General features: G+C 67.7%; 12 protein-coding genes. 4 read left to right on the forward strand and 8 right to left on the reverse strand.

What is annotated here, in order from left to right:
• Window position 1: 1 nt before the first annotated feature.
• Window positions 2-184 (reverse strand): rubredoxin, encoded by a 183-nt coding sequence (locus tag AC3WRI_RS00620; RefSeq protein WP_010811065.1) that lies wholly within the window; start codon window positions 182-184, stop codon window positions 2-4.
• 137 nt (window positions 185-321) lie between these two features.
• The gene (locus AC3WRI_RS00625; protein WP_011617625.1) at window positions 322-4,311 is read right to left on the reverse strand and encodes a DUF748 domain-containing protein; all 3,990 of its coding nucleotides are present in this window, start codon (window positions 4,309-4,311) and stop codon (window positions 322-324) included.
• Window positions 4,312-4,582: 271 nt separating this feature from the next.
• Here AC3WRI_RS00625 and AC3WRI_RS00630 point away from each other — a divergent pair, with 271 nt between their 5' ends.
• Window positions 4,583-5,893: an MFS transporter gene (locus AC3WRI_RS00630; RefSeq protein WP_011617626.1), complete on the forward strand. Its 1,311-nt coding sequence runs from the start codon at window positions 4,583-4,585 to the stop codon at window positions 5,891-5,893.
• An 82-nt stretch (window positions 5,894-5,975) separates the two neighbouring features.
• On the opposite strand, the gene AC3WRI_RS00635 is transcribed toward AC3WRI_RS00630, so the two are convergent.
• Window positions 5,976-7,064: an extracellular catalytic domain type 1 short-chain-length polyhydroxyalkanoate depolymerase gene (locus tag AC3WRI_RS00635; protein WP_010811062.1), complete on the reverse strand. Its 1,089-nt coding sequence runs from the start codon at window positions 7,062-7,064 to the stop codon at window positions 5,976-5,978.
• A 240-nt stretch (window positions 7,065-7,304) separates the two neighbouring features.
• Here AC3WRI_RS00635 and AC3WRI_RS00640 point away from each other — a divergent pair, with 240 nt between their 5' ends.
• Entirely contained in the window at window positions 7,305-8,084 is a 780-nt protein-coding gene (locus AC3WRI_RS00640) for a Crp/Fnr family transcriptional regulator (RefSeq protein WP_011617627.1), read from the forward strand.
• A 30-nt stretch (window positions 8,085-8,114) separates the two neighbouring features.
• On the opposite strand, the gene AC3WRI_RS00645 is transcribed toward AC3WRI_RS00640, so the two are convergent.
• The 4 genes from AC3WRI_RS00645 to AC3WRI_RS00660 form a co-directional block, all read right to left on the reverse strand.
• Complete coding sequence (locus AC3WRI_RS00645; protein WP_011617628.1) at window positions 8,115-8,984, reverse strand: DUF2950 domain-containing protein; 870 nt, start codon at window positions 8,982-8,984, stop codon at window positions 8,115-8,117.
• A 3-nt stretch (window positions 8,985-8,987) separates the two neighbouring features.
• On the reverse strand, window positions 8,988-10,334 hold the full coding sequence (locus tag AC3WRI_RS00650) for a DUF3300 domain-containing protein (RefSeq protein WP_010811059.1): 1,347 nt from the start codon (window positions 10,332-10,334) through the stop codon (window positions 8,988-8,990).
• 49 nt (window positions 10,335-10,383) lie between these two features.
• On the reverse strand, window positions 10,384-10,758 hold the full coding sequence (locus tag AC3WRI_RS00655; protein WP_041688188.1) for a hypothetical protein: 375 nt from the start codon (window positions 10,756-10,758) through the stop codon (window positions 10,384-10,386).
• Between the two features lie 76 nt (window positions 10,759-10,834).
• Window positions 10,835-11,125 carry a transposase gene (locus AC3WRI_RS00660; protein ID WP_010811057.1) on the reverse strand — a complete coding sequence of 97 codons (291 nt, stop codon included), beginning with the start codon at window positions 11,123-11,125 and terminating at the stop codon, window positions 10,835-10,837.
• Window positions 11,126-11,955: 830 nt separating this feature from the next.
• Here AC3WRI_RS00660 and AC3WRI_RS00665 point away from each other — a divergent pair.
• Both AC3WRI_RS00665 and AC3WRI_RS00670 read left to right on the forward strand, forming a co-directional pair.
• Window positions 11,956-12,915 carry a LysR family transcriptional regulator gene (locus tag AC3WRI_RS00665; RefSeq protein ID WP_010811056.1) on the forward strand — a complete coding sequence of 320 codons (960 nt, stop codon included), beginning with the start codon at window positions 11,956-11,958 and terminating at the stop codon, window positions 12,913-12,915.
• A 401-nt stretch (window positions 12,916-13,316) separates the two neighbouring features.
• Window positions 13,317-13,982, forward strand: coding sequence for a response regulator (locus tag AC3WRI_RS00670; RefSeq protein ID WP_010811055.1), 666 nt, complete (start codon window positions 13,317-13,319; stop codon window positions 13,980-13,982).
• 26 nt (window positions 13,983-14,008) lie between these two features.
• Here AC3WRI_RS00670 and AC3WRI_RS00675 read toward each other — a convergent pair whose 3' ends face one another.
• Window positions 14,009-14,470 (reverse strand): MarR family winged helix-turn-helix transcriptional regulator, encoded by a 462-nt coding sequence (locus AC3WRI_RS00675; RefSeq protein ID WP_010811054.1) that lies wholly within the window; start codon window positions 14,468-14,470, stop codon window positions 14,009-14,011.
• Window positions 14,471-14,472 lie beyond the last annotated feature (2 nt).

Consider the following 14,472-nt stretch of genomic DNA (forward strand, 5'->3'; position numbering starts at 1 on the left):
GTTACAGCTCGATCATGGCGAATTCGGCCTTGCCGACGTCGCATTCCGGGCAGCGCCAGTCCTCGGGGATGTCTTCCCAGCGCGTGCCGGGGGCGATGCCGTCTTCCGGCCAGCCCTGTTCTTCGTCGTAGACCCAGCCGCAGATCACGCACACCCAGGTCTTGTAGGCGACGGCGGCTTCCAATTGATCCTGCTGCAAAACACACTCCTGAATCGGCTATGGAACGGATTGTCCGGGCCGAATCATACCGGTTTTCCGGGCCGGGCCTGTGGCGGCGCCGCACCGTGCGGCCCCCCCCCCCCCCCCCCCCCCCGCCCCGGCTAGCCGCGAATGGAGAAGTCCACGCGGTTGGGCGCGCCCTTGTCCTTGATGCCCTCGGCGCTGAGCTTGGGCGCGGTCAGGAACAGCCGGCTCTCCGACACCTTGCCCTCGCGTTCGAGCGACTGCTTGACCACCAGTGCGCGTTGCTCGGCCAGGCGCTTCAGGTCGGCCTCGGTGACCGTGGCGTTGGCCATCAGCAGCTTTTCCATTTCCTCGGGCGGCAGGGATTTGGTGAAGCCGACGAAGTTGCGCGGCTTCTTCATCGATGTGCGCTTGTAGACCTGCTCCAGGTACTTCGGGTACTCCTGTTTCGAGACCTTGATCTCGGCGCCCTGCTCGCCGGCTTCGTCGTTGTCGGCCTCGCCGCCCACCTGTGCGCTGTCGCGCTGGTCGCGCCGCTTCTGCTCGGCCACGCGCGCATCCAGCCACGCGCGGCGCGCGCCGGCCTCGTCGGTGGCCGGGTCGATGCGGCCGCTGATTTCCAGCCGCAGCGCGGGCCTGTCATTGAGCGCCTGGCCCAGCTTGGTGATCTTGTCCCTGGCCGCCGGCGTCAGCGCCGCGGTGCCGGGCGCGAACTCGACATAGCCCAGCTCCTCGCCCCCGCCGCCGCCAAAGGCCGAGGCGATCAGCGAGAACGGCGACGTGATCGCCTTGGTCAGCAGATTGACGATCACGCGCACGATCACGCCGCCGATGCTGAACTCCGGATCCGACAACGAGCCCGACACCGGCAGGTTCACGTCGATCACGCCGTTGCGGTCCTTCAGCAGCGACACCGCCAGCAGCACCGGCAGCTTGGTCGCATCCGGGCTGTCGACGCGCTCGCCGAAGGTGAGCTGGTCCAGGAACAGGTGGTTGCTCGCATCGAGCTTGCCGTTCTCGATCTTGTAGGCCACGTCCACCGTCAGCTTGCCCTTGGTGATCGGGTAGCCGGCGTACTTGGCCGCATACGGCGTGAGCCGCGTCAGTTCCACGCCCGAGGCCTTGGCGGCAATGTCCAGGAACAGCTGCTCACCCAGCGGATTGAGCTTGCCGCTGATATTGACCGGCGCATCGTCGTCGATGCGGCCATCCAGCACCAGGTCGGCCGGCGTGGGGTCGCCCGACGACACCTTGGACACCTTGCCCTTCATGCCGGTCAGGTTGGCCGTGTAGTTGGGCTTGACGAAGAAGTCCGAGAAATTGATATTGCCCTTCTCGACCGAGACCCCGCCGATGCGCACCTGCGGCTTGGGGCCGCCCGGCTTCTGCTCGACCTGGGCCGTACGCGTATCACCGGTCTGCACCGGCGGCGTTGCCGGCGCCGAGGCCGGGTTGGCCTGCGTCAGGCTGGTCGATGGCGCCGCCTCGCCCTTCTCGGCGCCGCCGGCCATCACGTCCTGCAGGTTCAGGCGGCCGTTGGCGTTCAGGATCACGCGGGCATAGAAGTCAGACAGCGCGACATTGCCCAGGCTCACGCGCATCGGGCCCTTGCTCTCGTCCATGGCGAAGTCGATGCCCGATACCGCCAGCGAACGCCAGCGCAGGAAGTCTTCGCCGCTGACGCGGTCCACCGTGCGCACGTTGCCGGTTTGCACGTTGCCGCTGAACTGCGCGGCGATGGGCTTGCCGGTTGGCGCATCGACATTGAGCTTGCCCCTTGCCGTCAGCGTGCCGGTGCGCAGGGCGGCGTTGAAGCGGTCAGCCAGATAGGGCTGGAGCGGGCTCACCTCGACCTCGCGCAGGTCCAGCTGCAGCCGGCTGGCGGGGACGGTCGGCAACACCGTGCCATCGACGCCGATCACGCCGCGGCGACCGGATTCGGCATGCAGCTTGAGCGGCACCGCCGCCGGCGTCAGCGGCCAGGCGACCGAGCCGGTGCTCAGCGCGATATTGCGGAACTGGTGGATCACCGGGCGGCCGCGGTTGGCCCCGGCCGGCTGGTAGTCGGCCAGGCGGGCGCTGCCGCCTTCCACCGTGACCTTGCCGATGTCTGCCTTCCAGCCGCCACCCGCTGGCTTGCCGTTGGTGGCGGGTGCGGCTGCTCCATTCCGGCGCGGCGTGGCGCGCACCTGCTGCGCCGATTCGGTAGCCCACAGGCGCGCCATCTCGATCAGCTCGCCGCTGTGGTCGCGCGTGGCAGCGAGCTGCGGCCTGGCCAGGGTGACCTGGCTGGTGGCGAAGGTCTGCTTGGCCAGGTCGAACTGGATATCGTCCAGCACCAGTTTTTCAGCCTGCAGCAGCGGCAGGTTGGCGCCCTCGCGGTCGGCGGCGCGCTCACGCGCGCGGCGTGCGCTGCGCGGGGCGGCATTGTCGTTGCCGGCGGGTCTTGCACTGGCATCGGCATCGCGTGCGGCGGCCGGAACCGGCATCGTCACCGGATCGCGCGTGGCCACGTAGAGCGGCGCCAGTTCCAGCCGCGATTTTTCCAGCACGAACTGGAACTGCGGCGTGCCCCACGACATGCGGTAGTTCAGTTCGGCATTGACCGCGGTAGTGCCGAACTGGCTGCGCAGCTCGCGCGGCCACCATGCGGCAAACCCCTGCGGCCGCAGGCCGGTGGTTTCCAGCGTGCCGGCCATCGAGCCGTCGCGCAGCAGCAGGTCGCCGGCATGGTGCAGGGTCTGGCCATCGGCCACGGTCAGCGTGGCCTCGATCCTGGCCGGCTTGTCGCCGTCGGTGCCGGCGAAGCCCTTGACCTCGGCATCGAGCGGGCCGAGTGCAAGCTTGCCCGGGCCCGATGGCGCCAGCGCATCTTCAAACCCCAGCCGGGCCTGCCTGACGACGATGCGGTCGACCGCATAGCGCCACGGCACGTCTTTTGGCGCCGCCTTGGCCGGCGCCGCCTGCACCCCCGAGGCGGCGGCCGCTGCCGGCGCCGAGGCAGGCGCCGGCGCGGGCGCCACGCCATCCGTGGATTTGCTGACCGCCTGTGGCAGGAACGCCGTGGCCAGGTTCAGCGAGCCATCCGCGCGCCGCGCGGCTTCCACGCCCAGCCCCTCGATCTCAACGCTGCGCAGCTGCGCGCGGTGAGCCAGCGGCTCGAGCTTGCCGATATCCACCGCCAGGCGGCCGCTCTTGACCAGCGGCTGGCCGACGCGCGTGACGACCTCGGCATCGCGCAACGCGGCCGTGCCCATCACCAGCATCTCCTGCGTGTCCTTCTGCTGTCGGAATGCCACGGTCAGGCGCGTATCGAGCTTGCCGGACTTGACCTCGGCATCGCGCAGCGGCGGCGCGAACGCCATCAGGCGCGCGACCTCCAGGCCGTCTAGGTTGACGTTGAGCCGGGTCTGGCGCGAATCGGCAAACGGCAGCACTTCGCCGTCCAGCGCCAGCGGCGTGCCGTTGACCCGTGCGCTCAGCGTGGGCCGCGTCACGATCTCGACGTCATGCGGCAGGTTCGACAGGAACGGCAGGGTCAGCGTCAGGTTGTCGACGCGCAGGCTGGAACCGAGCTGCTTGTCGTCATAGCCGAAGCTGCTGCCGGTAACTGCGATGTTGTTGACCGAAAAGCGCGCCGGCTTGGCATCGGGCGGCTTGGGCGGCAGGGCAGCAAGCTTCTCCTGGACGTCGGCAAAGCTCATGCGGCCGTCGGCGTCGCGCACCACGTGCACGGCCAGCCGGTCGACGTGGAGGTTGTCCACCACCGGCGCCAGGTGCCAGACCGAGGCCAGCGAGGTATTGGCCTCGGCCTCGCCCAGCGTCAGCGCGGGGGTCTTGCCATCGCGCTCATAGATAGTGAGATCGGTCAGCGTGGCCGCCAGCTCGAACGGGCGCACGTGGGCCCTGCCCAGCGTAACCTTGCGCCCCAGCGCGTCGGTCGCGTTCTTTTCAATCAGGTATTTGAGCAGCGGCGGGCCGCCAAAATACCCGGCCAGCCCAAACACCGCGAGCGCCGCGACCACGCCGCCGGCGACGCGCGTCGTCAGCCGGCCGCGTGGCGTGGCAGCCACTGCCTGGATGGATTGCTTGAAAGCCATGTCGTTCCAGAAGATCTGACCCCGCATTCCGGCGCTGCACGATGGTTTGTGCCCCGGATTTCACATTTTTCGACATTATGGCAACGGTTTCGGACAAAGCAAAGAAATCAGAATTGACCCCTCAACGCTGCGTAGGCCGATCTGGTATCTTTACGCCCTTTGCGAAGCGTTTCGTCGCAAGCCTGCGGCTTACCCGCCACATCGGGCCTGCCTCCCCTGCGCTGTACCCTCCGGCCACACCCATCACGTATTCCGTGCTGCGCGCTTCGCATGCGATCTCTTCCATGCGAGTCCATTCATGTCTACCACCAGCAGTACCGCCGCAGGTATCGGCGCGCCGCGAGCCAGCGCGCGCCCGCTGACCGGCCAGGATTACAAGACCCTTGCCCTTGCCGCGCTTGGCGGCGCCCTTGAGTTCTACGACTTCATCATCTTCGTTTTTTTCGCGACGGTCATCGGGCAGCTGTTCTTCCCGCCGTCGGTGCCGGACTGGCTGCGCCAGTTGCAGACCTTCGGCATTTTCGCGGCCGGCTACCTGGCCCGGCCGCTGGGCGGCATCATCATGGCGCACTTCGGTGACCTGCTCGGCCGCAAGAAGATGTTCACGCTGTCGATCCTGCTGATGTCGGTGCCCACGCTGCTGATGGGCCTGATGCCCACCTACCAGTCGATCGGCCTGGCCGCGCCGGTGCTGCTGCTGGTGCTGCGCATCCTGCAAGGCGCGGCCGTCGGCGGCGAAGTGCCCGGCGCCTGGGTGTTCGTATCGGAGCACGTGCCGGCGCGCCATGTCGGCTATGCCTGCGGCACGCTGACCGCGGGGCTGACTGCCGGCATCCTGCTGGGTTCGCTGGTCGCCACCGGCATCAACAGCGTCTTCACCCCGGCCGAGCTGGCCGACCACGGCTGGCGCGTGCCGTTCCTGATCGGCGGCGTGTTCGGCATCGCCTCGATGTACCTGCGGCGCTGGCTGCATGAGACGCCGGTCTTCGCCGAACTGCAGAAGCGCAAGGCGCTGGCCGCGGAAATGCCGCTGAAGTCGGTGGTGCGCAACCACCGCGGCAGCGTCGCGGTGTCGATGCTGCTGACCTGGATGCTGTCGGCCGGCATCGTGGTGGTGATCCTGATGACGCCCACCTTCCTGCAGAAGCTGTATGGCTTTGACGCGCGCACGGCACTGGTCGCCAACAGCGTCGCCACGCTGTGCCTGACGATCGGCTGTGTCGTCTCCGGCGCATTAGCCGACCGCATCGGTGCGCGCCGCACGCTGTTCGTCGGCGGCCTGCTGCTGGCCATCTGCGCCTATATGTTCTACACGACGATCTTCACCCGCCCCGACCTGCTGCTGCCGCTCTATGCGCTGACCGGCTTCCTGGTCGGCACCATCGGCGCGGTGCCGTTCGTGCTGGTCAATGCGTTCCCGGCGCAGGTGCGCTTCTCGGGCCTGTCATTCTCGTACAACGTGTCGTATGCGATCTTCGGCGGGCTGACGCCGATGGTCGTCACGCTGATGCTGAAGCAGGATCCGCTGGCACCGGCCCACTATGTGGTCGCGCTGTGCGTGCTGGGCATGGTGACTGCGCTGTTCGTCAAGGACCGCTCGCGCGGCTGACGCGGCTGCTGCAAGGAAAAAGGGAGGGCAGGCGCCCTCCCTTTACTTGTGCGCGCTTGATGCGCATTGGTGCTGCCCGACTTCAACGGCGGTGCTGGCTGAAGAACTGCCACATCATCGTGCTGGCATCCGGGCCGATATCGCTGTGGTAGCCATAGCTGGCATCGCCGCCGCTCCAGGCGTGGCCCAAGCCCTCCACTTCCACCAGCGTGACCAGGTCGCGGCGCCAGCGGCCGAAGCGGTATTCATGAGACCGGCCCGGCGCTTCGTCCTCCGGGCCGGACTGCGCGGGCGCACCGGCGAGCCGGTCTTCCAGGCCGTTGTAAGCCAGGAACTGCCGCGCCAGCAGACGGCCATTGACCGGATGGACCGCGTCGTCGGCCAGGCCGTGGATCACCAGCGCGGGCATCTCGGGACCGCCCGGCGTCACGCCGGCGGCATCCAGCAGCCATGACGGATCGGCCGCCGAGCCTTGCTGCATGGCCCGCAGGCCGGCGCGCGGGTTGTCGGCGGCGCCGATGACCACGCCGGAATGCAGCGCCGCGGCCGCCACCTTGCCCGGGTAGCGCAACGCCACCACCGCGGCCATGGCCGCGCCGGCGGACATGCCGGCCAGGTAGATCTCGCGCTCGCGCACGTCGTGGCGCGCAGCCAGCGCATCGATCAGCGCGGCCACCGCCTGCGCCTCGCGTCCGCCCTCAGCGGCGCCCAGGTCGAACCACTGCCAGCAGCGCTGCACCTGGCGCCGCAAGGGCTGTTGCGGGTAGGCCACGATAAATCCCTCGCGCTCGGCCAGCGCATTCATGCGGGTGCCGGCCGACAGGTCATCCGGCGTCTGGCGACAGCCATGCAGCACCACCACCACCGGCAACGGGCCGCGATGGGCCTTGGACGGTATGTAGAGGTGATACGAGAGTTGCGGCACCAGTTCGCCCGGCAGCGGCGCCAGGCGCAGCCTGTGCGCCTGCCAGGTACCGGGCAGGGAACCCGGCGCGGGTGCTGGCCGGGCGGGCCGGACCTTGCCCGGCGGGCGGTCAGGCCGAGCCGGCGTGAGCGGATTAAGCGAATCCACGCGGTCCAGCCAGGACTTCACCTGGGCTTCCGTGCGGGCTTGCGCACGGCTCAGTCGCCGGATCTGCGCGTGCCAGTCAGCGGCAAAGCTTTTGGTCATGAGGACTCCTGATCGTGTGACGCGATCTCCTCCTATGCCTTTATTGTTGCGTTGCAGCATATCACAATCCGCATTACGCCCGCCGGCGTGCTCCCGCGCTTATGGCACAAACGCAACGAGCCTCGCCCCCGTAATGCGAAATTTTTAAACCAGCCATACGAAAGAATGCAGATCGCAGCGAGATGGCTTGCGTTGCCGGCGTTTTATACTTGGCCATCGTCACCGGAGGACAATGACACCATGCCGGACAGCGGCGCCCCAGCCTGCCTGCTCTGCCTCTTTCGCCACGTTTGCCACAATGCCGGGCCACAAGCCCCCCTGCCGCACGCGCCGATGGCGCTGCAGCCGGAGCTGGTAGAGGTGCGCACCGGCGAGCATGTGTTTCGCCAGGGCCGCCCTGCGCTGACGGTCTACCCGCTGCGCCATGGCAGCGCCAAGCAGGTCTATGAATCGCCGCTGGGCTGGCGGCAGGTAACGGGTTTTTCGCTGCCCGGCGACGTGCTGGGGCTTGAGCCGCACGAAGGTCCGGTCTATGGGACTGGTGCAATCGCGCTGCAGGATGCAATGGTTTGTGCGGTCTCGGTCGAATCCCTGCGCACCCTCATGCAGGCCGCCCCATTCCGTGAAACGGTGCTGGAAGCGATGCGCCGCAACGCCGAGCGCGAACGCGTGCTGCTGGTGGCGGTGGGGTCGATGAGGGCGCCACAGCGCCTGGCGATGCTGCTGCTCGACCTCGCCGGCGAGCAGGCGCGCCGCGACGGCAACCGCGACGGCGCGCTGACGCTGGCGATGTCGCGCACGGACATCGCCAGCCTGCTTGGGCTAACCCTGGAAACGGTGTCGCGGCTGCTGTCGCGCTTTGCCTCGGTCGGGCTGATCTCGGTGCGCCAGCGGCACCTGCGCATCATCGACCGCGACGGGCTGGCCGCGGTCTATGCCGACCTGGATCCGGCCCCGCGCCAGGCGGCGGCCAGATCAGAAGCCTACGGCGGGGAGTTCGGCGAACCCCGGCTGGCCTAGACGGCTGGCCGGGGCGCAGGGGCCAAGGGCTCAGCGGTCCGCCACGCGCTGCCAGCCGGCAGGCGAAAAACTGCGGATGGCCTTGGCGCGCGATGCGGTGCCGGGCCCGAGGTCGCGCTCATAGAAGACGCGGTCGCTGCCGAGCATGAAGCTATGCACGCCGGTATCGCCATAGCGGGCCGGCCAGGCAATCAGGCCATACTTGGCGTCGCTGCCCTTGGCCGGCGGCAGGATCCGGTAATGGTAGCCGTAGAAAGCATCTGCGGCGGGCGTATCCGGGCCCATGGCAAGCGCATCGGGGCCGATCGGGCTGGCGTCCTGCTCGCTGGCCGCGGGCCAGTACAGGCCGTTGGTCTTGCCCGGCGCGCTGATCAACTGGGTCGCGTAGCGCCCCAGCCCCACCTGCTCCGCGTAGCGCTGCTGGGCATCGGCCAGCTGCAGCAGCGTTTCCATCGTCACCAGTTCATTGCGCCCGAGCCGGCGGCGGCGCACTTCCTGCTGGCCGGCACGCAGGTCGAACTGCCAACCGTCCTTCTGCTTTGCCAGCGGCACGGGGAAGGTCCATCCGCTCTGCCCGACCGCGATCAGCGCGCGGCGCTCGCCATCGGGCTGCACGGCATGGTGGCGCGCCCAGGCGCCAAGGAATTCGTACACGTCGTCGCGGTTGATGGAGCCCTCCGGCACCAGCGACTGGTATTGCTTGCCCAGCACGCGCTGCAATGCATCGCCGTCGCTGCGCGCGATGGCATCACCCAGCGCCTCGGCGGCAGCGTCAGGGCTGGGGAAGACCTGCTGGGCCATCGCCGGCAGGGCCAGGGACAGGGCCGCGGCCGCCGCCAGCGTGCGCAGCGCGCGCGCTCGGGCTGCGGCAGAGAAGGGATTAGCGGTCATGTGCATCATGACTTACCTCCGACCATGGCCGAAATGTTCGCCGCCGCCGAGCCGGCCTCCACCGCCGCCGCCCAGACCACCGCCCTGGTGCCCGCCGCCCTGGTGGAGCCCGGCCGGGCGCGCATGCGGCGCTTCCCGCTGCGGCGTCGCCGCGCGCTGGGTCTGCTGGCGCACGCGGTCGCCGTTGCCGGCATCGCGCAGCGCGCTGTCCCGGTTGGCATTGCGCGCACGGTCGCGGGCCTGGGCCTGGTCTGCGCGCTGGCGGTCGGCGCCGGCCGGCCGCGGATTCTGCACGCCACCGCCGGCGGCACCCGGGCGCGAGCGGTCTGCCACCCCGCCCGCATGGCCCGGTATGGATTGCCCGGTACGGCCCTCGAACGACTGCGCGGCGCGCTCACGCGCCTGGTCGCGCTCGGAAGGCTGGCGCTGCACCCCGCCGCCGGCGGCCCCCACGCGCTGGCCGGGTTGCGCAGCCTGCTGGCGGCTGGCGAGGCCGGACTGGCGCTGCTGGTCATAGCGACCGCGCACCGCCGCATTGTTGTAGGGCACGTTGCCGCGGTTGGCGGGGTTGTGCTGCCAGTTCACGTTGGCACGGTTGACGTCCAGGCGCTGGTTGACGTTGATGTTGTTGTAGCGGTTCACATTGATGTTGACGTCGTGGCTATTCCAGTTGAACCCGCCCCACATCGCATCGACCGCCGCCACGCCAAGCCCGAAGCCGATGCCCGTTACCAGTGCCGTGGCAAACACGGAGCCGGGCGGCGGCGGGTAATAGGCCGGCGGATACGCGGGATACGCCCAGGTACCGTAAACCGTGGTCGGGTTGTAGGTCGGCACGTAGACCACTTGCGGATTGGCCGGCTCGATCTGCACGATCGTGGTGCCGCCGGTGGTCTGCGTCACGACCTTCTGCTGCTCGGTCGTCTTCAGCGTGCCGGCTTTCTGCGCCTGCACCCGCAGCCGCTGCACCGAATCCATCACGTCATTGGGCTGGGCCAGGAAAGCGTCGCCGACCGACTGCACCCACTGCGGCTGGCGGCCCATCATGTCGAGCACGGAGGGGAACGCGGCCAGCGACTGCACGCTGGGGTCCCAGGCCTGGCTGGCGACCGCCTTGGTCGCGGCATCGCCAGACAGGCTGGGATTGGCCTTGGACCATTGCGCCGCAGCTGCGACGTCGGCCGGATAGGTGGCAGCCATCAGCACCTGCGACAACAGCGCATCGGGATACAGGGCAATCGGCGCGGTCAGCTGGTCAAGCTGGGCATTGCTCAGCTTGGACTGCGCCATCGCTGGCCCGAGCGGCGCCATCAGCATCAGTGCCAGGCACCATGCGAAGAGGTGTTTGAAACGGTGCATGTCGGCTCTCCACAAATACGCAGGTGACGGCCCGCTGCCGGGGGGCGCCTCAGCGGCGCTGCTGCGTGCATTCCTGGCGATACGCCTCTTCCAGGCGCTTGCGGTCTGCCTGGCGTTCCAGTGTCGGATATGTGCGCCCGTCGGCAGTGGTTACCGACGACTTGCCAGTGGACCACTGCGGCCCGCCGGGCAGCGCGTTGACCTGGTCCAGCAATGACTGGCAGTGCTGCCGCTGCGACGCAGACACCTTGCCATCAGGTCCTTCCACCACGGCCGTGGCTTCGTCCAGCATCCGTGGCGGCGGCGGGGCCACCATCGGAGTGCCGGCGGCCGCAGCCGCCGATGCAGCACTGGCTGCCCACGCCGGGACAACCACCATGGCGGCGCATGCCAGCACGCCCGCCTTGATCAGAAACTTCGTCAAACCAATACTCCAGAACCCTCCGCGGCACGTGGAAGCGACACCGCGGCGCATTGCAAGTTGCAAGAACCGTCCGCCGCTAGCGATCCTTGCCAGTGCCATTGCGGCGGCCGGTACGGTTGCGCATCAGCTCAAGCTTGAGCAGCGCATCCGCAAGCATACTCTTCAGCCGGGCATTCTCTTCCTGCAGCTCGCGCAGCTTGCGGCCGTCACGTGCATCACCCTGGCTGGGCTGGCCGTAACGGGCCCGCCATCCGTAGAACGAAGCATCGCTGAAACCATAGCGCGCGCACAGCTCACGCACCGGCACGCCGCTGGCCGCCTCGGCCAGGTAGCCGCGGATCTGCTCTTCCGAATACCGTCTGTTCACGAATCTCTCCGCATCACAACGGCGGGCCACAAGCGGCGCCAGCCGCGCCGCCAACCGTGCCGACTCTGGCCCTACGTTAGCCCACGGCCGCGCCAAAAAGCAATTCAGTGTCTTCGCTGCGCGAGTTAAGAAAATTATCTCTGCACAAGCTGCCGCCGGCGCTGGCGCGCATTGCCAAATTTCGTTAAGCCAATTTGGAGTCCAGTTAGATCATTCGCGCTGCGCATCGCGGAAACGAAGATGCCGGCCGCGATAACACATGGGCATGACGACCTTCTGCACGGCAGTGATCGTGGATGAATCGCCCGGTGGCCCCGATTTCAAGCCATGTATTGATGTACAGACAAAGAGGTACTAAACAAAATTAGAAGACTGCCATCAATTCAAGTTTCTATGACTTTTGCTGAGCATGTATTAAGATTCCTCGGCACAACTAAATTTCGCACGCCTTCGCGCGGCGCCCTGGCGGCGCCGGCAGAAGAGCGGCCAGGCAGCCCGCACCACCCAGACGTGGTGCGCGTTCACGCTGCCAACAGTACCGGGCCTGAAGGATCGAATCGTCACTGCGCCATTTGTCGACGCAAGTCGGACATTTAGGAGTCGTGCCATGCGTTTTCGCAGCATCCTGCCCGGGCTTTCGCCCACCTGTCTTTCATCCGGACATGCCCGCAGCGCGCGCCGTGCATGCCGCTTGCGCCTGTCACTGTCAGGGACCGGATCGTTGCCCTGACACCAGGCCGCGCTTGCGCCCTTTGTTTCGACGCAGTGCTGTAGGTGTCGGACCAACAAGAAAATAGAGAAAACAAAGTCATGGATCGGGAGAAGTCGGAATGCGTCACGTCAGCACGAAGTTGTTGCATGTCTTTGTCCTGGTCATGGAATACCGGGACCTCAGCGCCGTTGCGGCCTGCACGCAGGGACGCGTGCCGACGGTGGCCTACAGCCTCGCGCGCTTGCGCGAAATCACCGGCGATCCGCTGTTCGTCAAGCGCAACGGGATGCTCGAACCCACACCGCATGCGCTGCGCCTGGAGCAGACGGCGCGGCAGATCCTGGCCAAATGGAACCAGCTGGTGCGCCCCGGCGAGCCTGGCCTGAGCAAGCGCCGTGACGACGGCAGACGCGTTTCGATCGGCTTTTCATCGTCGATCGGCGACCCGGTCATCACCGAGATCCTGACCGCACTGTGCGAGCAGTTTCCGCGCGACAGCTTTATCACGCGCCCGGTGATCGCCGACGCCACCCTTGCCGGCCATCTCGGCAGCGGCGAACTGGACTGCGCCTTCATCGTCGACAGCGGCCACGATCCCGAACGCGTGCGCCAGCACAACATCATGGCCACGCCGCGCCGGCTGGTCAGCGCCACGCGCGGCGGCAGCCATGACGAAGGCGAAAGCGACTGGATCCTGCTGCAGGAAGACTGCGAGGCCGGCAGCCCGCTGCGGGCCTTCCTGAGCCGCCAGGCCAGCACTCCGGGGCATCGCGAGACCGTGGTCCCATCATGGCATACCCAGATCACGCTGCTGCATTCGGCCGGGGGCATCTGCCCGGTGCTGGACTTCAACGTGCCGCTGGTCACGCGCGAGCGCAAGACGCGCCTGCTGGCACCGCCGAGCAGCTTCCCGGAATGGGCCGCACTGCATTTCTGGGCACCGGAGCGCAGCGGCGACAAGGGCGTGCTGCGCGACATCATGGATGTCGGCAGCGCCGTGCTGCGCGCCCCTCTCAAGGCCATCGACAGCCGCCGCAACGGCCGCGCCGCAGCCCACGCGCAATCCGCACTGGCGTGACGCAACGCCCCGCAGCGGCGGCGCCCGCAAGGCGCTGGCAGCCCCATGGCGCCAGCGCCTTTTTCTTTGGCTGCGCAGAAGCGGCGGCGTTCTTATTACAGTCTTGAGACATTTTTCCGAGCGCTGACCCTGCGCTACACTCGCGCCAATTTGACCGGTGCAGGCCGCTGCGCCACGGCGGCGCTTTGCGAATCCTCCTAGTTTCGCCAGACCGCGCGGCCGATATCCTGCAATGGCATTGCCGCGGTCCGGCCGTCTCCCGTTTGGCCCGGTCCCGGGGCAATGCACGCAGTTGTCTGGCGTCGTATTGTTTGGCGTCGTTTTTGCGCCGCACGTCTCGCTGACGTGCGGCGTTTTCTTGATGCCGGCGCTGCCACGAACAAGAATCGAGGAGCAACCAGATGACATTGAGGATCCTGCTTGCCGACGACCACCCCCTGGTCAGCGCAGCCGTCGCGGACCGCCTGCATACCCAGACCGGGTGGGAGGTGTGCGGCTGCGTGACCAGCGCGACGGCCTTGCTGAACAGCGTGGAAAGCCTGCGTCCCGATGTCGTGATCACCGACTACCACATGCCCGCGCACGGCGAAGGCAACAGCGACGGCCTGCGCCTGCTTGCCAGCCTGCGGCGGCGGCATCCGTCGCTGGCCGTGATCGTGCTGACCATGATCACCAATCCGCTGGTGCTGCGCTCCATCCTGGACACCCAGGTGCACGGCCTGCTGCTCAAGGACTCGCCCCTGTCAGAACTGGTGACTGTGGTTTGCCGTATCCAGCGGGGCTTCCACTACATCGGCAAATCCGCGCTTGAAGTACTGTCGCAGGCCGATCCCGGCAACCCGGCCACACCCGGCCAGGCCGGCGCGGAGCGCCTGTCCCGGCGTGAAATGGAAGTATTGCGGCTGTACCTGACCGGACGGTCCGTGAGTGAGATCGCCGTCCTGCTCTGCCGCAGCGTCAAGACCATCAGCCGGCAGAAGAACTGCGCCATGCAGAAGCTCGGCGTCACCAACGACCGGGAACTGTTTGAATTCGCGGCGCTGAACGGCATGCTGCTGACTGCCTGAGCGCCAGCGGCACGGGCGCGGCCGTATCAGGCGGCGTCGGCTGCCTGTGCCGCATGGGCCTGCGCGTATGCAATGCCGGCCTCCAGCCGCGCCAGTCCGCGCGACAGCTCGCGCATGGTCGACGGCGACACCTCGGCAAGCACATCCTCCAGAAAGGCTGAGCGCAGCGGCATGGCGTGCGCCACCACCTGCTGGCCGGTCCGTGACAGCGTGACGTGGGTCACGCGGTTGTCGCGTTCCGAGGTGCTGCGCTCCACCCAGCCAAGTTCCTGCATGGCCTTGAGCTGGCGCGTCAGCGCGCCGGGGTCCATGCCGACCAGGTCAGCCAGCGCCTTCTGGCCGATCGCGCCCTCCTGGTGATGCAGCGCATGCAGGATGCGCCAGCGGGGCAGCGGCAGCCCCAGGCGCTGTTCGAACGCGGCCGCGTAGGCGCGGTAGGTGCGGCCGAACTGCTGCAGTACGGCCACGCTTTGTCGCTCCAGTTCCATCC

Source organism: Cupriavidus sp. FW305-27 (genome assembly GCF_058787995.1).

What these genes read in the sequence shown, in the direction of transcription:
- AC3WRI_RS00625 (WP_011617625.1), bottom strand. Translation starts at nt 4,311, where the DNA reads ATGCGGGGTCAGATCTTCTGGAACGACATGGCTTTCAAGCAATCCATC.
- AC3WRI_RS00630 (WP_011617626.1), top strand. Translation starts at nt 4,583, where the DNA reads ATGTCTACCACCAGCAGTACCGCCGCAGGTATCGGCGCGCCGCGAGCC.
- AC3WRI_RS00635 (WP_010811062.1), bottom strand. Translation starts at nt 7,064, where the DNA reads ATGACCAAAAGCTTTGCCGCTGACTGGCACGCGCAGATCCGGCGACTG.
- AC3WRI_RS00640 (WP_011617627.1), top strand. Translation starts at nt 7,305, where the DNA reads ATGCCGGACAGCGGCGCCCCAGCCTGCCTGCTCTGCCTCTTTCGCCAC.
- AC3WRI_RS00645 (WP_011617628.1), bottom strand. Translation starts at nt 8,984, where the DNA reads ATGATGCACATGACCGCTAATCCCTTCTCTGCCGCAGCCCGAGCGCGC.
- AC3WRI_RS00650 (WP_010811059.1), bottom strand. Translation starts at nt 10,334, where the DNA reads ATGCACCGTTTCAAACACCTCTTCGCATGGTGCCTGGCACTGATGCTG.
- AC3WRI_RS00665 (WP_010811056.1), top strand. Translation starts at nt 11,956, where the DNA reads ATGCGTCACGTCAGCACGAAGTTGTTGCATGTCTTTGTCCTGGTCATG.
- AC3WRI_RS00670 (WP_010811055.1), top strand. Translation starts at nt 13,317, where the DNA reads ATGACATTGAGGATCCTGCTTGCCGACGACCACCCCCTGGTCAGCGCA.
- AC3WRI_RS00675 (WP_010811054.1), bottom strand. Translation starts at nt 14,470, where the DNA reads ATGGAACTGGAGCGACAAAGCGTGGCCGTACTGCAGCAGTTCGGCCGC.